Annotated in this window: 22 protein-coding genes and 1 pseudogene; 12 read left to right on the forward strand and 11 right to left on the reverse strand. The window is 61.6% G+C overall.

Going from position 1 to position 22,309, the window contains the following annotated elements:
- Positions 1 to 461 precede the first annotated feature (461 nt).
- The 3 genes from CBW50_RS20945 (at position 462) to CBW50_RS20955 (ending at position 3,940) form a co-directional block, all read left to right on the forward strand.
- Positions 462 to 1,763, forward strand: coding sequence for a sensor histidine kinase (locus CBW50_RS20945; RefSeq protein ID WP_086147341.1), 1,302 nt, complete (start codon positions 462 to 464; stop codon positions 1,761 to 1,763).
- Positions 1,764 to 1,826: 63 nt separating this feature from the next.
- Positions 1,827 to 2,585 (forward strand): LytTR family DNA-binding domain-containing protein, encoded by a 759-nt coding sequence (locus CBW50_RS20950; protein WP_086147342.1) that lies wholly within the window; start codon positions 1,827 to 1,829, stop codon positions 2,583 to 2,585.
- Positions 2,586 to 2,755: 170 nt separating this feature from the next.
- The gene (locus tag CBW50_RS20955; protein WP_086147343.1) at positions 2,756 to 3,940 is read left to right on the forward strand and encodes a PAS domain-containing sensor histidine kinase; all 1,185 of its coding nucleotides are present in this window, start codon (positions 2,756 to 2,758) and stop codon (positions 3,938 to 3,940) included.
- A 47-nt stretch (positions 3,941 to 3,987) separates the two neighbouring features.
- On the opposite strand, the gene CBW50_RS20960 is transcribed toward CBW50_RS20955, so the two are convergent.
- The 3 genes from CBW50_RS20960 to CBW50_RS20970 all read right to left on the reverse strand — a co-directional run bounded on the left by CBW50_RS20960 (position 3,988) and on the right by CBW50_RS20970 (position 6,783).
- On the reverse strand, positions 3,988 to 4,935 hold the full coding sequence (locus CBW50_RS20960) for a porin (RefSeq protein WP_086147344.1): 948 nt from the start codon (positions 4,933 to 4,935) through the stop codon (positions 3,988 to 3,990).
- A 194-nt stretch (positions 4,936 to 5,129) separates the two neighbouring features.
- Positions 5,130 to 5,780 (reverse strand): class I SAM-dependent methyltransferase, encoded by a 651-nt coding sequence (locus CBW50_RS20965; protein ID WP_086147345.1) that lies wholly within the window; start codon positions 5,778 to 5,780, stop codon positions 5,130 to 5,132.
- Between the two features lie 61 nt (positions 5,781 to 5,841).
- Entirely contained in the window at positions 5,842 to 6,783 is a 942-nt protein-coding gene (locus tag CBW50_RS20970) for a CysB family HTH-type transcriptional regulator (RefSeq protein WP_086138738.1), read from the reverse strand.
- A gap of 160 nt (positions 6,784 to 6,943) precedes the next feature.
- On the opposite strand from CBW50_RS20970, the gene CBW50_RS20975 reads away from it, so the two are divergent.
- The 8 genes and pseudogenes from CBW50_RS20975 (at position 6,944) to CBW50_RS21010 (ending at position 14,724) form a co-directional block, all read left to right on the forward strand.
- The gene (locus tag CBW50_RS20975; RefSeq protein ID WP_086147346.1) at positions 6,944 to 7,717 is read left to right on the forward strand and encodes a sulfite exporter TauE/SafE family protein; all 774 of its coding nucleotides are present in this window, start codon (positions 6,944 to 6,946) and stop codon (positions 7,715 to 7,717) included.
- A gap of 82 nt (positions 7,718 to 7,799) precedes the next feature.
- On the forward strand, positions 7,800 to 9,488 hold the full coding sequence (locus CBW50_RS20980) for a nitrite/sulfite reductase (RefSeq protein ID WP_086147347.1): 1,689 nt from the start codon (positions 7,800 to 7,802) through the stop codon (positions 9,486 to 9,488).
- Complete coding sequence (locus tag CBW50_RS20985; protein ID WP_086147348.1) at positions 9,481 to 10,041, forward strand: DUF934 domain-containing protein; 561 nt, start codon at positions 9,481 to 9,483, stop codon at positions 10,039 to 10,041. Before CBW50_RS20980 ends, CBW50_RS20985 begins: the two co-directional genes overlap by 8 nt.
- 9 nt (positions 10,042 to 10,050) lie before the next feature.
- Entirely contained in the window at positions 10,051 to 10,767 is a 717-nt protein-coding gene (locus tag CBW50_RS20990) for a phosphoadenylyl-sulfate reductase (protein ID WP_086147349.1), read from the forward strand.
- Between the two features lie 27 nt (positions 10,768 to 10,794).
- Positions 10,795 to 11,709 (forward strand): annotated as a pseudogene (gene cysD, locus CBW50_RS20995) (sulfate adenylyltransferase subunit CysD); the annotation flags it as partial.
- A complete protein-coding gene (locus CBW50_RS21000; protein WP_086147351.1) occupies positions 11,709 to 13,025 on the forward strand; it encodes a GTP-binding protein in 1,317 nt (438 codons plus the stop codon). The pseudogene cysD and the gene CBW50_RS21000, both read left to right, overlap by 1 nt.
- Before the next feature lie 29 nt (positions 13,026 to 13,054).
- Complete coding sequence (cobA, locus tag CBW50_RS21005) at positions 13,055 to 13,819, forward strand: uroporphyrinogen-III C-methyltransferase (protein WP_086147352.1); 765 nt, start codon at positions 13,055 to 13,057, stop codon at positions 13,817 to 13,819.
- Between the two features lie 251 nt (positions 13,820 to 14,070).
- Positions 14,071 to 14,724 (forward strand): hypothetical protein, encoded by a 654-nt coding sequence (locus CBW50_RS21010; RefSeq protein WP_139842588.1) that lies wholly within the window; start codon positions 14,071 to 14,073, stop codon positions 14,722 to 14,724.
- On the opposite strand, the gene CBW50_RS21015 is transcribed toward CBW50_RS21010, so the two are convergent.
- From CBW50_RS21015 to lptF, 4 genes are read right to left on the reverse strand one after another with little or no spacing between them, the layout of a single operon-like run.
- Entirely contained in the window at positions 14,721 to 15,701 is a 981-nt protein-coding gene (locus tag CBW50_RS21015) for a stealth family protein (RefSeq protein ID WP_226936445.1), read from the reverse strand. The genes CBW50_RS21010 and CBW50_RS21015 overlap by 4 nt on opposite strands.
- Entirely contained in the window at positions 15,698 to 16,105 is a 408-nt protein-coding gene (locus CBW50_RS21020) for a sirohydrochlorin chelatase (RefSeq protein WP_086147355.1), read from the reverse strand. The genes CBW50_RS21015 and CBW50_RS21020 overlap by 4 nt, the downstream gene beginning before the upstream one ends.
- Positions 16,105 to 17,274: an LPS export ABC transporter permease LptG gene (gene lptG, locus CBW50_RS21025; protein WP_086147356.1), complete on the reverse strand. Its 1,170-nt coding sequence runs from the start codon at positions 17,272 to 17,274 to the stop codon at positions 16,105 to 16,107. Before lptG ends, CBW50_RS21020 begins: the two co-directional genes overlap by 1 nt.
- Positions 17,271 to 18,416, reverse strand: coding sequence for an LPS export ABC transporter permease LptF (gene lptF, locus CBW50_RS21030; RefSeq protein ID WP_086147357.1), 1,146 nt, complete (start codon positions 18,414 to 18,416; stop codon positions 17,271 to 17,273). Before lptF ends, lptG begins: the two co-directional genes overlap by 4 nt.
- Before the next feature lie 67 nt (positions 18,417 to 18,483).
- Here lptF and CBW50_RS21035 point away from each other — a divergent pair, with 67 nt between their 5' ends.
- Positions 18,484 to 19,977 (forward strand): leucyl aminopeptidase, encoded by a 1,494-nt coding sequence (locus tag CBW50_RS21035; RefSeq protein WP_086147358.1) that lies wholly within the window; start codon positions 18,484 to 18,486, stop codon positions 19,975 to 19,977.
- A 190-nt stretch (positions 19,978 to 20,167) separates the two neighbouring features.
- Here the strand turns inward: CBW50_RS21035 and CBW50_RS21040 are convergent, their stop codons facing one another.
- The 4 genes from CBW50_RS21040 to CBW50_RS21055 are packed head-to-tail and all read right to left on the reverse strand — an operon-like array spanning position 20,168 to position 21,781.
- Entirely contained in the window at positions 20,168 to 20,695 is a 528-nt protein-coding gene (locus CBW50_RS21040) for a hypothetical protein (RefSeq protein ID WP_193068936.1), read from the reverse strand.
- An 11-nt stretch (positions 20,696 to 20,706) separates the two neighbouring features.
- The gene (locus CBW50_RS21045) at positions 20,707 to 21,177 is read right to left on the reverse strand and encodes a CreA family protein (protein WP_086147359.1); all 471 of its coding nucleotides are present in this window, start codon (positions 21,175 to 21,177) and stop codon (positions 20,707 to 20,709) included.
- A 33-nt stretch (positions 21,178 to 21,210) separates the two neighbouring features.
- A complete protein-coding gene (locus tag CBW50_RS21050) occupies positions 21,211 to 21,399 on the reverse strand; it encodes a DUF1653 domain-containing protein (protein WP_034782199.1) in 189 nt (62 codons plus the stop codon).
- A gap of 10 nt (positions 21,400 to 21,409) precedes the next feature.
- Positions 21,410 to 21,781 (reverse strand): hypothetical protein, encoded by a 372-nt coding sequence (locus CBW50_RS21055; protein WP_086147360.1) that lies wholly within the window; start codon positions 21,779 to 21,781, stop codon positions 21,410 to 21,412.
- Between the last annotated feature and the right edge of the window lie 528 nt (positions 21,782 to 22,309).

Below are 22,309 nucleotides of genomic sequence, written 5' to 3' on the forward strand. Positions count from 1 at the left end.
CAATCCGAAGATCGGCGCTGCACTTGCATCAAATGTCCACACTTATCGACTGTTAATTGTTAAAGAACTGTATTCGGTACTGCTTTCGCGCTATCGACAAAGCGTTGTGTTTGTCAGCTGCGAAGAAGGAAGAGTATGAAGCGTTTCGGCTCATTCGTCAACCTTCTTTTTTCACCCTGCTTTACTCAGCATTTGCATGCGTCGTTCAGCGAGGGGGCGAATTATAGCCCTGCCCCGCACGCCCCGCAAGGGCTAATTTGCAGCCCCATCCAAACAACTCCCCGCCCAGCAGGCAAAGTGCTCACTTCAAGCGTCCTTTTGTGCAGCCTGTCGCAAGGGGCTGGCGTCACGCCATGGCTTTAGGCACAGTGGCAACATCAGACTCTGACACGGCGCAACAACAGGTTAAACTTGTCCGCCGCGTCGATTAACTCTTGTATCCTGTATTTGAAAGCGTCCACATGCTCCCGATTTCCAACTTGCCGCAACTGTTGAAAACCATCCTCGCCTGGTTGCAACGGGCATTTGACGCGACCACGACCTGGGTCACTCAGCTGTCTTGGTGGAAATTTTTCCTGTTTGCCGCCCTGGCACTGATCGCCGGCTCCATTTTGCAGGATGAACTGTTCTCATCGAGTCCGAATGAGGAGGTCGTCATCAAGTCGCACAAGCGCAGCAGCAAAGGCACGGGCGATACCAATATCCTGATCGACGACACGGGCATCCATTTCAATCCGCGCAATGGCAAGAACCGGCGCAACAGCACGGCCGATGCCGCCAGCGAACCTGCCGATGCCGCCGAGGCGGACGAACAGGCCAGCGCCGTGCCGCCGGCGCCGCCCGAGCCGCCGGCCGCTCCCGCGGCGCCGGCCAAGCCCAGCTATCCGGTGACGACCAATGCATCCGGGGAAGAGGTTCACATCGAATTGCCGCCACAAATCGGCGAAGAACTGTCGAACGCCATCGAGGAAGCCGTTGATGACGCCGCCGAACAAAAGGTTTCGCGCTACCACCAACAAGCTTCCACCTGGTTCAAGAGTTTTGTCTCGCTGCTCGTATTGGCCCTGTTCGCCATGAAGGCCCTGGTTGGCGGAAAGAAACGCGCCGAGGCGGAAACCGTCACGGCCAACGAAGCGGCCGAGCGCGAATCCATGCAGCGCCAGCTCAGCGAAGCGAAGATGCAGATGATGCAGGCGCAAGTCGAGCCGCACTTCCTGTTCAACACGCTGGCCTCCGTCGAGCACCTGATCCAGACCGACCCGCCGCGCGCGGCCAAGATGCAGCGCAGCCTGATCCAGTATCTGCGCGCCGTACTGCCGCAAATGCGCGACAACGCCCTGATTACCAACCTGGGGCGTGAAGCGGACATGGTGCAAGCCTACCTGAACCTGCTGAAAATGCGCATGGAGGAACGCCTGACCGTCGATTTCCAGATTCCCGACGGCTTGCGCAGCGCCGCCTTCCCGCCCATGATGCTGCAGTCGATGGTGGAAAACGCCATCAAGCACGGCCTGGAAGTCAAGCCGGAAGGCGGCACCCTGCGCATCGTGGCCGAAGTGGCGCACAGCAAGCTGCGCGTGACGGTCACCGACGACGGCCTCGGCTTTGGCGTCGTGCCCAGCGATGGCACGGGCCTGGGCTTGCCCACCATCCGCGAACGCCTGAAATTGTTGCACGGCGACCAGGGCAGCCTGACCATTACGCCAAATCAACCGTCCGGCGTGTGCGCCGTGATCGAAGTGCCGTATCAGTTGTCCAAATAAGACAGTTGATAAAAGCGCTAAATCATTGAATAATCAATCTTCGCCAGTTCACACTTGAGACCTATGCCTACCGCTATTATTGCCGACGACGAAAGACTGATGCGCGACCAGCTGCGCCTGCGCCTGGGCCAGGCCTGGCCCGAACTGGAAATCATCGGCGAAGCCAAGAATGGCGACGAAGCGATCGAACTGGTGGAGCAGCTCAAGCCGGACTTTGCCTTCCTCGATATCCGCATGCCGGGCAAGACGGGCATGGAAGCGGCGCAAGTAATTGGCAGCAAGAGCCATATCGTCTTCGTCACGGCCTACGACACCCATGCCGTCGAAGCGTTCGAACGGGGCGCCGTCGACTACGTGCTCAAGCCGCCCGAGCACGAACGCCTGCTGGTGACGGTGGAACGCCTGAAAACGCACTTGAACAAGCCGGCGCTGGACGTCAACAGCAGCGTCACGGCCATGCTGTCGCAGCTGGCCGAAAAAATCACGGCCAAGCCCACCTATTTGCAATGGATACAAGCGAGCATCGGCCAGGACTTGCGCATGATCCCCGTGGAAGAGATCCTGTTCTTCCGTTCCGACGAGAAATACACCTGCGTGCAGACGGCCAAGTATGAAGCGCTGATCCGCAAGCCCGTGCGCGACCTGGCGGAAGAGCTCGACCCCTCGCTGTTCTGGCAAATCCACCGCGCCACGCTGGTCAACGTGAACGCCATCGAAGGCGTGACGCGCGACATCCGCGGCCGCCACCTGGTGCTCATCAAAGGCAAGTCCGACAAGCTCGAAGTAAGCCGCAGCTTCCTGCACCTGTTCAAGCAAATGTAGTCCCTCCCGCCGCCGCCCGGTCCGCCCGGTGCGGCGCCTTGATTTCGCCCGCCGCCCTTCCTGCGCCACATCAAGCCGCGCCGCCCCAGCAGGCATAGGCTAGATACAGTCCTGCCGCCATCCCCGTCTTGCCTGCCTTCCTTCGTACACGTTCGCAAGGAGATATACCCATGCCTGACCGAGGCAACTCCGGACTGCTGCGCATCCTGCCCCTGGGCATGACGGCGGCGCTCTTGCTGCTTTTATTCCCCCCGCTCAAGGCCAACCGGCAACGGCAGGCGCGGGGCCAGGCCATCATCGACAGCGCCAGCGACGCCATCATCAGCATCGACAGCCGCCAAGTCATCCTGCATGCGAACCCGGCCGCAGCCAGGCTGTTTGACGACACGCCGGCGCGCATGCGCGGCATGCGCCTGGGCCACTACATCCTGCGCGACTTGCGCAGCCTGGGCAATCACGACAGCGATGCGCCGTTTGGTGACATCAGCCAGGAGCTGCGCCTGACCGGCCGGCGGGCCACCGATTACACCTTGACAGGCAGGCGCAGCGACGGCGCCATGTTTCCCCTCGAAGGGTCGCTGTCGGCCTTGCAGGAAGGCGGGCGCACCGTGTACACCATCATCGTGCGCGACATCAGCGCCCGCAAGCAGGTGCATGAACAGCTGGCCCGTTCCTTTTCGCAACTGCGTGAATTGTCGAGCGCGCTGCAAACCATCCGCGAGGAAGAGCGCAAGCATATCGCGCGCGAACTGCATGACGACCTGGGGCAGTTGCTGGCCACCTTGCGCGTCGACCTGACCCTCGTGCGCCAGCACACGGACACGAGCACCTCCCTGCAGGCGCTGCTGCAGGGCATGGATGGCTTGCTGGTGACGGCGATTACCTCGCTGCGCCGCATCGCCAGCAATCTGCGGCCGCGCGCACTCGATGAGGGGGGGCTGTATTTCGCGCTGCAAAAACTGCGCCATGACTTTCTGTTGCGCCGCGCCATACATTTCGACTTGCTGGCCGATGAGGCCGACCTGGTGCTCGACGATGCGCGCAGCACGGCCATCTACCGCATCGTGCAAGAGGCGCTGACGAATATCGCCCGTCATGCCGAGGCCAGCCATATCACCATCGCCCTGCACCGCATCGATTCCTCGCTGGCCATCACGATCCAGGATGACGGCCGCGGCATCGCCGAACAGGACATGGAAAAAGCCACGGCCCTGGGTCTGCTGGGCATGCGCGAACGCGTATGGGGTTTGCATGGCAGCATCCATATCGGCGCCGATAGTGAACTGGGCGGCACGCGCATCGAAATCTCGCTGCCCATGCATGCCAAAGCAACGGAAACGGTCATGCAGGAATGAAAAAAGGCGCCCGCAGGCGCCTCGCATTGCATGGTTGCTGGCGATGCTTAGAACTTGTGCGCGATACCGACCTGGTACGAGGTCAGCGACTTGACGCGCTCGCGACCAGCGTAGGCGTACACGTCGGTGCGCTTCGACAGGTGGTAGTCGTAACCGATGCCGAATTCCTTGATGGTGTCCAGGTCATTGACCTTGTTATTGCTTTGCTCTTGCTTGCCGTACGATACTTTGGCATCACCGCCGCCAACCGTGTAGTTCAGGCCGATCAGGTAGGACTTGAATTCGCCGGTCGTGGCAACCTTGGTGTCGCCTTTCGAGTAGGCGGCCGTGATCTTGGCTGGGCCGAATTTATAGCCGCCACCGATCGACCACAGGTCGGCCTTTGGCGCTACAGCCGTTGCCTGCACGACTTTTTCGTAGCCGGCATGCAGGCTGATCGGGCCATTGTCGTAGGTTGCCAGGCCGAGCACGCCGGCATCAGCGCTGTTGACTTCGCTCAGCACGTATTGCAGGCTGGCCACGAAGCCGTCAAAGCTCGGGCTGTTGTAGGTCACGGCATTGTTGACGCGCGACGTGCCGACGCCCGAACGCAGCAGGGCTTCATTGTTCTTGCCGACCACGCCGTAGGTGTTGAATGGGTCGACGCGGGCGATGGTGCCATCGACCAGATTCTTGGTGCGGCCCAGGATGGCGGTACCGAAAGCGCCTTTCAAGCCCACGTAGGCTTGACGGTCGAACAACACGCCTTTTTGGGCGCCAGTGTCGGCCAGGAATTCACTTTCCAGGTTGAAAATTGCGGACAGGCCGCCACCCAGATCTTCCGTCCCCTTGAAACCGAGGCGCGACGCATTGTTTTCGCGCTCGACGGTTGGCTGGCCAGTGGTCTTGGCAATACCGAGGTCAACCAGGCCGTACACGGTGACGTTCGATTGTGCTTGTGCCGTAGCCGCTGCAAAGGTGCCGATGATCAATGCTGCCAGAGTAATTTTTTTCACTTGAGATTCTCTACATTAGGTTGGACAAGATGAGCTGCTGCTGAGCTACTTAGCTGCTGAACCGAATCATGCCCACGAAATACTTCAACAATATGACATCGACAAGATGTTGCTTTTTGGCACAACACCGTGTTACATAAAAACAACAGGCGAAAAAAAACCGCCCGCAGGCGGTTTGTCTTGCCGTGCCGGCCTTACTTCAGGCGGCAGCTGAGCAGCCAGTAGTACTCCAGGCGCTTCATGCGGATTTCGCGGGCCGAGTGGGCAAACTTCTTGCGCAGGTGGCTATCCGATGGAAAATTCTTCAACACTTCATAGCGCTCACCCGCATCCGTCGTGCGGAACTGGTGGGTATTGCCTTCCAGATCAGTGCGCGCGATCACGGTGCTGCTGCCATCGACATAGGAATTGTCGATCAGGACCAGCAGGATGTCCTTGCCCAGCTTCGCGCGCAATTGCTTCAGGTATTTGTCCTGGTCTTCGCGCTTGACGTGCGACCACCAGAAACCGGCGAACACGGCCGTAAATTTGCCCAGCAAATCGTCGGGCAGGCTGAACGCGTCGAGCTTGGCGAAGGTGACGTTGTCGGGCAAGCCGCGCTTTTGCGCCAGCGCCAGCATTTCATCGTTGATATCGGTGGCCAGCACGGACTCGGCCGAGTCGGCGAGCACTTCCGTCCAGTAGCCGGTGCCGCAGGCCAGTTCCAGCACGGTGTGGCCTTCCAGCGCGTCGGCGACCTTGTCGCGCAACACTTCCAGGTCTTCCTGGCGTTCGGGCTTGTCATAGACGCGCTCGTACTGCTGCGCGATGGTGGCGTAATATTTGGCAAGCTGATCGGTAATCATTGTTTCTTCTCTTCTTAAATAATCTTGGCCAGGCACATCGCCCGGCCGACTTCCTGCATTGTTAGAGTTCGTAGTGCTCTTTATCACCGCTCATCGCCTGCTCGATGAGCTTGCGGTTCAGGGTCGGCGTCAGCAACTCGATAAAGGTATAAATATAGCTGCGCAAGTACGCGCCCTGCTTGACGGCCACGCGCGACACATTCATGCCGAACAGGTGGCCGACAGGGATGGCGCGCAAGCCTTTGTCGCGCTCGGCATCGAAGGCCATACCCGCTATGATACCAATCCCCATGCCCAACTCGACATAAGTCTTGATCACGTCCGCGTCGATGGCTTCCAGCAAGATGTCCGGCTTCAGGCCGCGCAGCACGAAAGCATGGTCGATCTTGTTGCGTCCGGCAAACGCGCTGTCATAGGTAATCAGGGGGAAGGCGGCGATTTCTTCCAGGGTCACGGACTTCGACTTGAGCAGCGGATGGTCGAGGGGCACCACCACCACGTGTTCCCATTGATAACATGGCAAGGTAATCAGGCCATCGATGGCGGCGATCGATTCCGTGGCGATAGCCAGGTCGGCCTGGTCGCGCTGCACCATCTCGGCGATCTGGCGCGGATTGCCTTGCAGCAATGACAATCGCACCTTGGGGAACTTCAGCATGAAGGCCTGCACCACCTTGGGCAAGGTGTAGCGCGCCTGCGTATGCGTGGTGGCAATGGTAAAGCTGCCGCTGTCCTGCGCCGCGAATTCCTTGCCGATGCGCTTCATGCTGTCGATTTCCTGCATGATCAGCTCGACGGACTCCAGCACCAGACGGCCCGGTTCCGTCAGGCCGCGGATGCGCTTGCCGTGGCGCGTAAAAATATCCACGCCCAGTTCCTCTTCCAGCTCGATAATGGCTTTCGAGACGCCCGGTTGCGACGTGAACAAGGCCTTGGCGGCGTCCGTCAGGTTGTAGTTCTGCCGGACCGCTTCGCGCACGAAGCGCAGTTGATGGAGATTCATTGCTGATTTGCCCTAGATTGCCGTGATTTGCCGAGTTTCCGCCCCACCCATGATTTTGCGTTCATGCATATACGCATATCGCATATAAGCAAATGCGTACTTAGTAGTTTGGAATAAACACTAAGTTTATTACTATTGTGAGTACTTTGGGGGTACAAGCATGACTTTGTCTTATATAGTCTCAGGATTTGCCGTTGGATTACTGGTAGGAATGACCGGCGTGGGCGGCGGTTCGCTGATGACGCCGCTGTTAACCTTGCTGTTTGGCGTGCCCCCCTCCGTGGCCGTGGGCACGGACCTGGCGTTCGCCTCGATCACCAAGAGCGCCGGCACCCTGACGCACCGCCTGCGCGGCACCATCCGCTGGGATATCGTCAGGCGCCTGTGCATCGGCGCCCTGCCCGCCGCCGTCGTGTCCACCCTGGCGCTCAAATCGTTCGGCACCCTGTCGCCGGAAATCGGCCAGATCATCCGTTACTCGATCGCCGCCTCCGTGCTGCTGACCGTCGTGGCGCTGATCTTCAAGGGCCGCATGCTGGCGTGGATCAATGCACACCCCGAGAAACAATTACAAGGTAACAAGCTTGCCGCTGCGACCATCATCGCCGGCGCCGTGCTGGGCGTGCTGGTGACGGTGTCGTCGATCGGCGCCGGCGCCATCGGCGCCACCTTGCTGGTGATGCTGTATCCACGCATGAGCTCGGCCGAAGTGGCGGGCACCGACATCGCCTACGCCGTCCCCCTGACGGCCATTGCCGCCCTGGGCCACTGGTGGCTCGGCTCCATCCACTGGGAATTGCTGGCCTCCTTGCTGGTCGGCTCCCTGCCCGGCATCACGCTCGGTTCCTGGGTGGCCCGCTCCATGCCGGAAAAGTTTTTAAGAGTGCTGCTGGCGATGACCTTGACCGGCGTGGCAGTAAAGCTAATCTATTAATTGACCGAACAAGTGACAAGAGCAGTATCAAGAACATCATCCCAGGCAGTCTTCCAGCACCCCGGCTTTTTTAGGAATTGATATGTACCATTACGATCAGTACGACCACCTCATCATCAAAGAACGCATCGCCCAGTACCGAGACCAGGTTGCGCGCCGTATCGCCAATGAACTGACGGAAGAGGAATTCATTCCGCTGCGCCTGCAGAACGGCCTGTACATGCAACGCCACGCCTACATGCTGCGCATCGCCGTGCCCTACGGCTTGCTGTCGTCCAAGCAGATGCGCATGTTCGCGCACATCGCGCGCAAGTACGACCGCGGCTATGGCCACTTCACGACGCGCCAGAACATCCAGTTCAACTGGATTGAACTGGAGCAAACGCCCGATATCCTGACGGACCTGGCGTCCGTCGAAATGCACGCGATCCAGACTTCCGGCAACTGTATCCGTAATACCACATCGGACCCGTACGCCGGCGTCGCCGCCGATGAAATCATCGATCCGCGCCCGTACGCGGAAGTGTTGCGCCAGTGGAGCACCTTCCACCCCGAATTCATCGCCCTGCCCCGTAAATTCAAGGTCGCCATCAATGGCGCCGAGGAAGACCGCGCCGCCATCGCCGTGCATGACATCGGCCTGACGGCCGTGCGCAATGAAGCGGGCGAAGTGGGCTTCAAGGTGATGGCGGGCGGCGGCATGGGCCGCACGCCCATCCTGGGCAGCGTCGTGCGCGAATTCCTGCCGTGGCAGCATTTGCTGACGTATATCCAGGCCATCATGCGCGTATACAACCTGCACGGCCGGCGCGACAACAAATACAAGGCGCGCATCAAGATCCTGTTGAAAGCCATCGGCGTGGAAGAATTCACGCGCCAGGTGGAAGCGGAGTGGGTCGACCTGAAGGACGGTCCGGAAACCCTGACGGCCGAGGAAATGCAGCGCGTGGCGGACTTCTTCAATCCGCCCGCCTACCTGGCCCTGCCGGAACTCGACTACCAGGCCGAACACGCGGACAACAAGGCCTATGTCAACTGGCTGGCGCGCAACGTCAAGCCGCACCAGCGTCCCGGCTACGTTGCCGTGGTACTGTCCCTGAAGAAAACCGGCGTGCCGCCCGGCGACGCGACGGCCGAGCAGATCGACTTCGTGGCCGACCTGGCCGAGCGCTACAGCTTTGGCGAACTGCGCGTGACGCATGAGCAGAACCTGGTGCTGGCCGACGTGGAACAGTCGAAACTGTTCGCACTGTGGCAGGAAGCCAAGGCGCACGGCCTGGCCACGCCGAACATCGGCTTGCTGACGGACATGATCTGCTGCCCGGGCGGCGATTTCTGCTCGCTGGCGAACGCCAAGTCGCTGCCGATCGCGGCCGCCATCGCGGAGCGCTTCGACAGCATCGACTTCCAGCACGACATCGGCGAGATCGAACTGAACATTTCCGGCTGCATCAATGCCTGCGGCCACCACCACGTGGGCAGCATCGGCATCCTCGGCGTCGACAAGGATGGCAGCGAATGGTATCAAGTGTCGATCGGCGGCGCGCAAGGCAACAACGCGGCCATCGGCAAGATCATCGGGCCATCGTTCTCCTCGCTGCAAATGCCTGAAGTGATCGCGCGCCTGCTGCACGTCTACGTGCGCGACCGCCATGAAGGCGAGCGCTTCGTCGACACGGCCCAGCGTCTGGGCCTGGCGCCGTTCAAGGAACATGTCTATGCAACGCCGATCACGGTCGGCAACCTGGTGGGAGAAGACGAATATGTTTGAAGTACGCGAAGAAATCATCAAAAACGCCGCCGTGGTGCCGAATACCTGGGGCTTGCTGCGCCTCGATGAGACCGACACGCCGGAAACGGTGGTCGTGCCTGCCGGCCAGGTCATCGTCCCCTTGCTCGTTTGGCAAGCCCAGCGCGCAACCCTGGCCGCCCGCCTGCCCGACATCGGCGTGTGGCTGGCCAGCGACGAGCGCCCGGAAGAGCTGGCGGCCGACGTGGACGTGCTGCCCGTCATCGGCGTGGATTTCCCGAAATTCACGGATGGCCGCGGCTACTCCATCGCCTTCAACCTGCGCGCCCGCCTCGGTTTCCGCGGAGAATTGCGCGCCATCGGCGACGTGCTGCGCGACCAATTATTCTCGATGCACCGCGTCGGCTTCGACGCGTATGCGACGCGCCCGGACCGCAGCATCCATGACGCCCTGAAAGGTTTATCGGTCTTTTCGGAAACCTACCAGGCCTCGTGGGACCAGAAAACCCCGCTGTTCCGCCGCCACCACCGCGAAGGCCAGAATCCTGACCTCGACAACGCGGCCGGCATCTGAGGGCCAATCATGAGCGATCTGACTACTTTGATTGACGCCACCGGGCAAACGCTGGCACGCATCGCCGCGGACTTTTCGCCGGCCGTGTTCGCGTCCAGCCTGGCAGCCGAAGACATGGTGCTGACCGACATGATACTCAAGGCGAAGTTGCCAATCGGCATCTTTTCCCTGGAGACAGGCCGGCTGCACCAGGAAACCCTGGCCGTGCTCGACAAGGTCAAGGCCCGCTACGGCCACGACATCACCCTGTACCGCCCGCAGCCGGAGCTTGTCGCCGCCTACGTGGAACAGAACGGCCTGAACGCCTTCTACAACAGCGTCGAGATGCGCCGCGAATGCTGCCGCATCCGCAAGGTCGAACCGCTGGGCCGCGCCCTGGCCGGCAACAAGGCCTGGGTCACGGGACAACGCCGCGCCCAGTCCGCCACGCGCGCCGAATTGCACGTCCAGGAAGACGACGCGGCGCATGCGATGACGAAATTCAATCCGCTGGCCGACTGGTCCGAGCAGGATGTGTGGGACTATATCCGTGCCAACGACGTGCCCTACAACGCGCTGCACGACCAGGGCTACCCGTCGATCGGCTGCGAACCGTGCACGCGGGCCGTGCAGCCGGGCGAAGACGTGCGCGCCGGACGCTGGTGGTGGGAAAACCCCGATTCCAAGGAATGCGGCCTGCACATGGTCGACGGTAAGTTGATCCGCATCAAATCCGTGGCAGCTTGAACAGACACACAGAATAAGAAAGCATCCAATATGAGCAATATTTTGAACCAGCGTCACCTCGACAGCCTTGAGTCGGAAGCCATCCACATCATGCGCGAAGTGGCGGCCGAATCGGCCAATCCCGCCCTGTTGTTCTCTGGCGGCAAGGATTCCGTCGTCCTGCTGCGCCTGGCCGAGAAAGCCTTCCGCCCAGGCAAGTTTCCCTTCCCCCTCGTGCATATCGACACGGGCCACAACTTCCCGGAAGTCATCACTTTCCGTGACAAAAAGGTGGCGCAGCTGGGCGAGCGCCTGATCGTCGGCTCCGTGGAAGACTCGATCAAGCGGGGCACCGTGCGCCTGCGTAACCCGGCCACGGACTCGCGCAACGCGGCGCAAGCCGTGACCTTGCTGGAAACCATCGCCGAACACGGTTTTGACGCCTGCATCGGCGGCGCCCGCCGCGATGAGGAAAAGGCCCGCGCCAAGGAACGCATCTTTTCCTTCCGCGACGAATTCGGCGCCTGGGACCCGAAAGCCCAGCGCCCGGAACTGTGGGACTTGTATAACACCCGCGTGCATCCCGGCGAGAACATGCGCGTCTTTCCCATCTCGAACTGGACCGAACTGGACGTGTGGCAATACATCGCCCGCGAACAACTGGAATTGCCGCCGATCTACTTCGCGCACGAGCGCCAGGTGATCCCGCGCAACGGTCTGCTGGTGCCGCTGACGGATCTGACGCCGCCGCGCGACGGCGAAACGGTGGAAACGCAAGTCGTGCGCTTCCGCACGGTGGGCGACATCTCGTGCACCTGCCCCGTCTCGTCCGATGCGGCAACCGTGGACGCCATCATCGCCGAAACGGCAATCACGCAAATCACGGAGCGTGGCGCCACCCGCATGGACGACCAGACTTCCGAAGCCTCGATGGAAAAACGCAAGAAAGCAGGGTATTTCTAATGAACGCAGCAATCCAGAACACCAATTTGACCGATAACCTGGAGCGCGGCATGTTGCGCTTCATCACGGCCGGTTCCGTCGATGACGGCAAGAGCACCCTGATCGGCCGTTTGCTGTTCGACAGCAAGGGCATCTTCGCCGACCAGCTCGACGCCATGTCGCGCTCCAAGCACAAGCGCACGGTGGGCGACACGGTCGACCTGTCGCTGCTGACGGACGGCCTCGAAGCGGAGCGCGAGCAAGGCATCACCATCGACGTGGCTTACCGCTACTTTGCCACGCCGAAACGCAAGTTCATCATTGCCGACACGCCGGGCCACGAGCAGTACACGCGCAACATGGTGACAGGCGCGTCCACCGCCGACGCCGTCATCATTTTGATCGACGTGTCGAAGGTCAAACTCGGTGACGATGGCAGCGTGGAATTGTTGATCCAGACCAAACGTCATTCGACCATCGCCCACTTGCTGCAGATCGAGCACGTGGTCGTGGCCGTCAACAAGATGGACCTGGTCGACTACGATGAGACGGTCTACAACCGCATCGTCGCCGCCTACCGCGAGTTTGCCCAGTCGCTGGGCCTGAAAGACATCACGCCGATTCCATTGTCGGCCTTGACGGGCGACAACGTCGTCGAGCGCGGCGACAAGCTGGGCTGGTACACGGGTCCGACCCTGATCGAGCTGCTGGAGTCCTTGTCCGTGTACGACGAATCGCACGACGCGCCGTTCCGCTTCCCGGTGCAGCTGGTGGCGCGCCACAATGGCCACGAAGCGAACGACTTCCGCGGCTACATGGGCCGCATCGAGGCAGGCAAGGTCAGCATCGGCGACACCCTGCTGGTGCAGCCGTCGGGCCAGACGGCAACCGTCAAGGATATCGTTACGCTCGACGGCTCGCTGCCGACGGCCGTGGTGGGCCAGTCCGTGACCCTGCTGCTGAATGAATATCTGGACATTTCGCGCGGCGACTTGCTGGCCAGCAACGAGCGCCCCGCCACCCTGCTGAAACAGGTGGTGGCCGACGTGTGCTGGCTGTCGGAAGACGCGCTGGACCTGCGCCGCAAGTACTGGATCAAGCACGGCACCAAGCAGACGGCGGCCAAAGTGACGGCGATCGAATCGATCCTCGACATCAATACGCAGCAGCGCCATCCGGCCGAAGGCCTGAAGCTCAACGACATCGCCCGTATCAGCCTGAACGTGCAGCAGGCGCTGGCGGCCGATGCGTATGACGATATCCGCGCCACCGGGGCGTTTATCCTGATCGACGAAGTCACCCACCAGACCGTTGCCGCAGGCATGGTCCGGCTGTAATCCGCGCATCGACCAAGAAAGGCAGCCATATGAACAGCTTCCCATCCCTGCCCGGCAAGGTCTACCTGATCGGCGCCGGCCCCGGCGCGCAAGACCTGATGACCTTGCGCGGCGCGCGCCTGCTGGCGCAGGCCGACGTCGTGCTGCATGACGCTCTCGTCACGGCCGAGATGCTGGAACTGTGCCCGCAAGCGCAAAAGATTCTTGTGGGCAAGCGCTGCGGCCAGTTGTCGACGGCGCAAGCCTTCATCAACAAGCAACTGGTCGACAACGCCCGCAAGCACGCCGTCGTGGTGCGCCTGAAAGGGGGCGACCCCATGCTGTTCGGCCGCGCCGACGAGGAATTGCGGGCGCTGGAAGAGGCAGGCATCACCGTCGAAGTGGTGCCCGGCATTACCACGGCCCTGGCAGCCGCGGCCGCCACGCAGCAGCCGCTGACCAAGCGCGGCGTGGCGCGCAGCGTGGCCTTTTTCACGTCCAGCACGGCGCCGGGCGAACCGGAGCAGACGCGCATCCCCGACTGCGATACCCTGGTGCAATACATGGGTGGCCGCGAAGCCATCGCCACGGCGCAGCGCCTGCTGGCCCATGGCTGGCGCCCGGACACGCCCGTGGTGGTAATTGAAAACTGCAGCCGCCCCGGGCAGCGCATCGTGCGCCTGCCGCTGGGCGCGCTGGCGCAGGGCCTGGGCGACACCCACGGCCCCGTGCTCGTGATGCTGGGCGACGCCATGGCCATGCGCATGCACCAGAGCGTCGAAGGAGCGGCCGCCATTCTGGCGCGCCATGCTTGAATAAACACAGCGTATTTTACCGACTTTAAAGTCAGTAACTGACGTCTTCAGAAAAAACATGATAGGATGCTGACGCATCTTTTCTCGAGAAGTTATTGCGTAATAGCAATGAAATTCACGCTACCCCCCGCCATAGCGCTTGCTGCGCGGCCTCCCGGCTGACGGGAAGCGCGCGGCAGTCTCCCCGAAAAAAGCTGCGCCCGCAGGCTGCAATACCGCCGCCGCGCAACTTTAGCAGTTACGACCCAACAATGAATGTCAATTCCATGCGCGAAGCCCTGATTTCGCTCAGCCGCAGCAATGCCGGCGTCGCCAGCGCCGTACTCCTGAGCATGGCAGCCTCCATCGCCCTGTGGACGGTCTTTCCTGATATCGATGACGAAAACCATCTTCTGGAATGGCTGCAGGCGCTGTTCCTGGCCCTGGCCTGCACGGTGCACGGCATGCGCGCCTGGCAGGAAACCGAGCGCCAGTCGCTGCGCTTTCTGATGCACGCAGGCATGTCCGCCCTGCTGTTCGGTTTCCTGCTGCGCGAACTCGATATCGACCAGTTCGGCACGGCGCCCGCCTGGGCGCAGGCAGAAAAAGCCCTGCGCGTGGTGGAATTGCTGATCCTGATACGCCTGCTGGTCTTCTTCGCGCCCCGCGCGCGCAAGGTGTTTGCGGCGGCGCCGCAGATCTTCGCCATGCGCATTACCATCCTGACCCTCATCGGCGGCCTGCTGATGGTGGCCGGCTGGCCGTTCGACAAGAAGGTGTTTCACGGCATGCCGGACGCTTATGCGCTGCTCGGTGAAGAAGTGCTGGAACTGGGCGCCTACCTGCTGCTGTTCCTCGCTGCGCTGTCCGACAGCTCGGCCGCGGCGCGCATCAGCCTGGCTTCCAGGGGAAAACAGGCCAGCTAGGTCCGTTCGAACGACGATGGCAGCGGCAGCAGCTGCTGCAAGGTGGCCGCCACGCGCAGCAGGCGCGGATCGTCATCGTCCGCTTCGTCGCAGGTGTCGTTGATGCAGAAGAATGGCAGGCGGCCGAAATGCGCCAGCAGCTGCTCCAGCTGCCGCGGCGCGTCCGCGTCGCCGCTGGCGACATGCAGCGGATCGAGAACATGCGCATGCGCATACCCCATGTGCACCATCCAGCGCGGCACCAGGTCCGGCAGCAATGCCGGCACCTGCCATGCACGGAACACCGTGGCCCGCACGCCGGCAAACATGGACGGCGCCAGCCCTTCCAGCTCGTGCAGCGCGCTTTTCAGCATGGGCCGCGGCGCATGCGCGTACAGGCGCGGCTCGTGCCGGTAGCCCGCATACTGCGCCGACAGCCATTGCCGCGACAAGGCAGCGCAATTGACGGGCGCCGCCACGTCGGCGCGCAAGCCATCCGCTTCCTGCTGCAGCGCGCTTTCCGTGAACACGCTCAGGCGGCCGTCGTCCCCCTCGCCAAACCAGAATGCCGGCTCGAACGGCGCCCCCAGGAAGACGTCGTCATTCAGGTACAGGAAGCGCTCGGACAGGCCGGGAATATGGTGCAGATACGATTCGATATGACCTGAATCAAAGACGGGCAAGGCCGCGCCGGGCATCAGGCTGGCGTGGTCGATCACCGTCAGGCGCTTCGATGCGCGCAGCCAGGCCGGCACCTGCCGGTCCGTCAGCAGGTAGATATGGCCGTGGCCGGGGAAGAAACGCTCGAGCGCGCGCAGGTTGTAGCGCAATTCGCCGTTGTCGCGGTAGCGGCCAGCCACGTTGCCGTGCAGGGCCAGCTGGCCCGGATGCGCCTGCGCCCAGGCGGCGTACGCCTGCTGCCGGCGCGCGCGCCAGGCCGGATCGGCGCCGTCGACCCACAGGTAGACGACATCGATGGCGGCGGCGCTGCCGTTCAAGGCCGGGAAATGGAAGCTGGCGCGGCCACGCAGTAATCGGCGATGGCGGCCAGCACGCTGGCGTTCTCGCCCACCGCCTCGACCACGTTCAGGCGCAGTGCCGGATGCTGCTGGCGCAGTTCGTCAAGCAACAGGGGCAAGTCGCGCAGCACATGCCCGCCCTGCCCCAGGAACACCGGCACCACGGTGACGTCCAGGATGGCGCCGGCGGGCAAGTCAGTCAGCAGGGTCGCCACCAGCTCGGGCAGGCGCGGCGTCATCAGTTCCAGGAAGGCCAGGTGCACGGCGGTGCCGGGCATGCGCGCCTGCGTCAGCTCGCGCAGGCGCTCGAACGGCGCGGCCCATGATGCGGCGCGCGCGCCGTGGGCAAACAAGATCAGTGCCTGTTTCACGTTCGTCTCCATCAGTGCCGCTCCACCCACCACAGGGCGCCCAGCGCCAGCAGCAGGTACAGGGCGCTCGGCGCCACGGCCGTCAGGAAGGCCGGCCAGGTGCTCAGCAAGCCCAGGTGCGAGAACAGCGTGTTGACCAGCATGAAGCTCACGCCGATCATGATGCCGATGAAGATCTTCAGGCTGATGCCGCCGCTGCGCGTATGCATGTAGGCGAAGGGCAGCGCCAGCGCCATCAGCACGAAGATGGCCAGCGGATCGATCAGCTTTTTCCAGAAGGCGATGCGGAAGCGCTCCGTTTCCTGCTTGTTCTCGGCCAGGTGGCGCGTATACACGGCCAGTTCGCTGGCCGACATGCGTTCCGGGTCGGACGCGGACACCGTCAGAATCTTCGGCGTCACTTCGGACACCATGTCCTTGCTCGCGCTCTTTACCGTGCGTACCAGGCTCGTTTCCTGGCCATAGTAGTTTTCCAGCTTGGGCGCGTAGCCCGGCGAGGCGGCGGCGCTGTTCGAGAACGAGGTTTCCGTCACATCGGTCAGACGCCAGGTATTATTGCCCTGATAAGTAGCACTATTGGCCACGGTCAAGGTGCGCAAGCGCATTGTGGTGTCAAATTCATACAGCTTGACGTTTTTCAGCTGGCCGTCAGGACGCGCTTCGCCAACATTGAAGAAGCGCGAGCCGGTGACGGCGCCCGTCAGGCCCTCGCTCTTGACCATGTCCTTGGTCCACAGGCCGGAGCGAAATTCGCTCGACACGGCCGCGCCGCGCGAGGTCAGCTTGAGGCGCTCGGCCAGCGGCTCCGTGCGCGGCGTGATCAACTCGCCGAAGATGAAGGTGATGACGACAAAGACGATACCGATGCGGAACAGGAAGCCGGCCGCCATCGCCGTCGACATGCTCGACGCCCGCATGATGGTAAATTCCGAGCTGGCGGCAAACTGCGCCATCGTGTAGATGGTGCCGATCAGGGCGGCGATCGGCATCACTTCATAGACGTGGCCCGGCACCAGCACCAGCACGTACAGGAAGGCGTACTGGATGCTGTAGCCGTTCTTGCCCACCTTGGGCAGCTCGCCCGTCAGGTCGATGAAAGCCTGCAGCGCCAGGAAGGCCAGCAGGACGAACAGCACCGCCTGGAAAATCGAGACGGCAAAATAGCGCTGTAAAATCTTCATTTCGATGCCGCTTTACTTGGGTTGCCGGCGCGGCGCGCGCGCTTGAAGGACGCCAGCAGGACCAGCGGATGATAGCGGTGGTTCACATTCAGGCGCCAGGCGAACAGCGCCACCACGGCCAGCGCCGCCAGCAGGTGCAGCGGCCACCAGGCCACGCCAAAGCTCAGGCGCCCCTGTTTTACGCTCGCCTCGACCACCTTGATCAGATTGCTGTACGTAAAGAAGATCAGCAAGGCCACGATCAGGTTGGCCGAACTGCCGGCGCGCGGATTGACAAAGCCCAGCGGGATGGCCAGCAGGATCAGCATCAGGCCGATCAGCGGCGCGCTGACCCTCCACAGCAGTTCGGCCATGGTGTAGGGATTCGGTTCGGCGATCAGCGCCATGGTGCTCATGGCGCGCACGCCCAGATCCGCCCCCAGGTCTTGCTGCTTGCTTTCGATGCGCATGATGTACTGCTCGAATTCCATGGTCTGAAAGTCGGCCTGCGTCGGCGTGCCCTGGTAGCGGCGGCCGCTCTTGAGGACCAGGAAGCGTTCGCCCCGGGCGTCGGTATTGATCACGCCTTCTTTGGCGACGACGACGACGGCGCTGCCTTTTTCATCGACCGTGTTGACGAACACGTTCTGCACCACGTTTTTCTCGCCGGTGACACCCTCGACGAAAAAGATGCGGTTGCTGCCGGCCGATTCGCGGAACTGGCCCGGCGTGACTTTCTGCAGGTCTTCGCGCTTTTCAAAGCGCGCCACATACTCGTCGCTTTTCTTTTGCGCCCACGGCGTGGCGTACAGGCTCAGGATGCCGGTGGCCAGCACCAGCGGCAGGCCGAAGCTCAGTACGGGCCAGATCCAGCGCGACAGGCTCAGGCCGGAGGCGAACCACACCACCATCTCCGACTCCTTGTAGCTGCGCGTGACGACCATCAGCACCGCAATGAATCCGGTGAGAATGAGGATGGTGGGCAGCTGCATCAGGGCCGAAAAGACCATCAGCGACATGACGTCGGACGACGCAATCTTGCCGCCCGCCGCCTTGCCGAGAATACCGATCAGCATCCAGGTGAGCAGGATGCTGAACAAAACAGTGAAGGTGGCCCCGGCGGCACTAGCCAATTCACGTCGAAGGGCGCGTTGAAAGATCATTCGGAGTTTATAATTCGGGTCAGTTAGTTGAGTAACACGTTACTAGTAAATGAAAACGGAGAACCAAATGGACTTTAGCATAAAAGCATTCGATACCAAGAGCACCCTCGGCACGGCCAAAAGCGGATGCATCGCGGTTGCGGTATTCGAAAACAAAAAACTGTCGCCAGCGGCAAAATCGCTGGACAGCAAGGGTGCGATTTCGGCTGCGCTGAAGTCCGGCGACATCAGCGGCAAGCCAGGCAGCACCTTGCTGCTGCGCGCCATCGATGGTGTCGCCGCCGAACGCGTTCTGCTCGTCGGCATGGGCAGCGATGAAACCGTCAGCGAAAAAAGCTTCGCTACCGGTGTACAAGCGGCGCTGAAGGCCTTTGGCTCCCTGGGCGCTGCGGACGCCATTATCGCATTACCGCTGACGGATGTGAAAGAGCGTGACGTAAATTGGGCAATCCGTTGCGTGGTGCAAGCCGCCCATGACAGCGAATACCGCTGCGACTCGCAAAAAAGCAAAAAAGATCCGGCGCCGGCAGGCGTGCGCAAGATCGTCCTGTCGGCACCTGCGACGGCCGCCACGCGCGGCGCGCTGGCGCAAGCCATCGCCATCGCCAACGGTTCCGACCTGACGCGCAATCTGGGCGACCTGCCGGCCAACATCGCCAATCCGACCTACCTGGCCCACACGGCCAAGCAACTGGCCAAGGATTACAAGTTTGAAGTCGAAGTACTCGACCGCAAACAGCTCGAAGCGCTGAAAATGGGCAGTTTCCTGTCCGTCACCAACGGCAGCGAGCAGCCGCCGAAGTTCATCGTCCTGAAACACATGGGCGGCAAGGCCAAGGATGCGCCGGTCGTCCTGGTCGGCAAGGGCATCACCTTCGACACGGGCGGCATTTCGATCAAGGCCGGTCCCGGCATGGACGAGATGAAGTACGACATGTGCGGCGCCGCGTCGGTGCTGGGCACCTTCCGCGCCATCGGCGAAATGAACCTGAAGCTGAACGTGATCGGCGTCATCGCCGCGTGCGAAAACATGCCGTCGGGCCGCGCCACCAAGCCGGGCGACATCGTCACCTCGATGAACGGCCTGACCATCGAAGTGCTCAACACCGACGCCGAAGGCCGCCTGGTCCTGTGCGACGCGCTGACCTACGCCGAACGCTTCAAGCCGGCAGCCGTGGTCGATATCGCCACCCTGACGGGCGCCTGCGTCATCGCCCTGGGCCACCACAACAGCGGCCTGTTTACGCGCAGCGACGCGGCGCATGACCAGCTGGCCAATGAACTGCTGGCGGCCGGCAAGCAGGCCAGCGACACCGCATGGCGCATGCCGATCGAAGAAGCCTACAACGAGCAGCTGAAGTCGAACTTCGCCGACCTGGCCAACATCGGCACGCCGGGCGGCGGTTCGGTGACGGCGGCGGCCTTCCTGGAAAACTTCACCAAGAAGTACACCTGGGCCCATCTGGACATCGCCGGCACGGCATGGAAATCGGGCGGCTCGAAGGGCGCGACCGGCCGTCCAGTGCCACTGCTCACGACGTTCCTGATCAACCGCGTGTAAGGAAACGCCAGACCAAACCTGCTGCGCGGGGCTATTGGCGGCCGGCGATGCTCGCTGTACCTGAAGTACAGCTGCGCTTCTCGGCCACCACTAGCTCCCGCTCGCGACGGTTTTGTCAGGCGTCGTGACACCGTAAAAAAAACCGCCAGGTCTTGCGACCATGGCGGTTTTTTTATGCGCAGCGCATGAATCAGTAGACGACGCGATCGGGAATCGGCAGCGGCGCCACCTTCGGCTGCACCACCGCTTCCGGCACGGCGGCCGCCGGCGGCGGTGCGGGAACCGGCGCCGGCGGCGCCATGCGCGCCGGGTCCTGCATGACGATCGTCAGGACCGACGGGTAGTCAAAGCCGGCGCCCGTGTTGCGGTCGACGAAATAGCCGACGCCCAGGGTCAGGATGACGTTGCCCCACACGCTAGCATTGAGCTTGGGATCGATGCTGTCATCGACGGCGACGGCGGGCGAGCCGTGCTTGCGGCAATCGACCTTCAGCGGTTCGCGGCTCTTGCGGATGGTGATGCGCCCGGGCGTGGTGACGAACCACTTGCCGACGTCGTTGCTGAGTATGCAGCCGGCGCCATTGAGCTCGCGGTTATCCAGGATGGTTTGCACCAGCACCATCTGATCGGCATTGCCTGTCAGGGTGGCGCAGCCGCCCAGGCCGGACAGCAGTATCGCCTTGGCGGCGAGGATGGCGGCGGAACGGAAGCCACGCATGGGTAGCTCGCTTAACGGACGGGAATCGGCTGCTCGCCGGGCACGGCGACGGCAGTGACGCTGTTTTTCGGGCTGCCTTCGATCAGGCGGTCGGAATACACGAGGTAGACGAGCGCATTGCGCTTGCTGTCGACCATGCGCACCACGCGCACATGCTTGAAGAAGATCGAGGCACGCTCGGTAAACACTTCTTCCTGGCGCGGCAGCTTGCCCTTGAACTGCAGCGGCCCCACCTGGCGGCAGGCCACGGCCGCATCGGCCTTGTCTTCGGCCAGGCCGACGGCGCCCTTGATGCCGCCCGTCTTGGCGCGCGACAGATAGCAGCTCACGCCCGCGACGCGGGGATCGTCGTAGGCTTCGACGACGATCTTGTGATCCGGGCCGATCAGTTTGAACACCGTGTCGACGGAGCCGATGGTTTCGGCATGCGCCGCGGCACAGGCAAAGCCCAGCACGAATGCGGCAGGCAGCAATTTACGCATGAAGAGTATCCCTGGCACGCACGCGGGCGGCCATCAGTTGATGGGGGCAAATCGCTGCACCATGACGCCTTCGACCTCGATCAGCTGAAAGAACACGTCTTTCGGCCGCGTCCAGATCGAACCGTCAGCGGCGCGATAGACGATCATCGGCGTCAGGTCCGCTTCCAGCGTGGCTTCGCACACCAGTTCGTAAATGCCGCCCTTGTAGTGCCGATAACGCATCGCCGCCCCCTCAAGCCGTGGAATCTTCGCTCTTGTCGTCAGCCAGTGCCTTCTGCTTCATCTTCAAGCCCTGGATCACCTTCAAAATGCCTTCCATGCCGGCCGCGCCATCGGCGCTGCTGAAGGCGTCGAGCACCTCATTGAGTACCTTGTTGCGCACGGTCGCTTCATCGGACGACATTTCCAGGGCACGCTGCGCCTTCGCCGCCTTTTCGGCCGCGCTGACCCGCGGCTTGGGAGCCGTCTTGCCATGCGTCAGAGCTGCCTGCCAGATAACCCAGCGGCGCTGGGTTTCAAAAATCAGGTACTCATCCGGTTTGTCTTCTCTTCGCCGCACAATGTGGCCGTCACGCTGCGCCCACGCTTCAAATGCAGTTCGCATTTTCTTCCTTTGCAAATGCTACGCGCAAGTCTCACTATTAAAACTGCAACATTTCAAAATAGTACCATCTATTGATGTCGCAAAACAGTCTCATAGATATAGTACTGCAATTTATATAACAAGTCTGGCGGCGCCAGGGATGGAATCGCTGCTCCGCCCCGGGCACAGTGGTCATGTAATCGGAATAGCAATTACAACTAATTACAACTGCTTCCTGTTGATTTCCTACGTTGGCAGTAACAAAACCGTGTGACACAGTTGTTACATTGTGCCATTTTAGTAGTTTTTATCGCGTCTTAGCGAGAAACTTTACACGTTTCTCGCGTTAAAAGACGATACGCATCATACCGTGCCGGCCACTTATGCCAAATCAAACATAGGGGTTGATCAATCATACACAAAAACATAATATTCATGCGCCACGATTGGCTAAAAATAAATACTTTTTCTACATTCATTTTCCCTCCCAGCAAATAAAGCGCCTGGCCGGCAAGCCTGGCACGACGCCGGCGACACGCATGCGGTAAG

The organism is Janthinobacterium sp. GW458P (genome assembly GCF_002127585.1).
Lineage (GTDB): Bacteria > Pseudomonadota > Gammaproteobacteria > Burkholderiales > Burkholderiaceae_D > Janthinobacterium.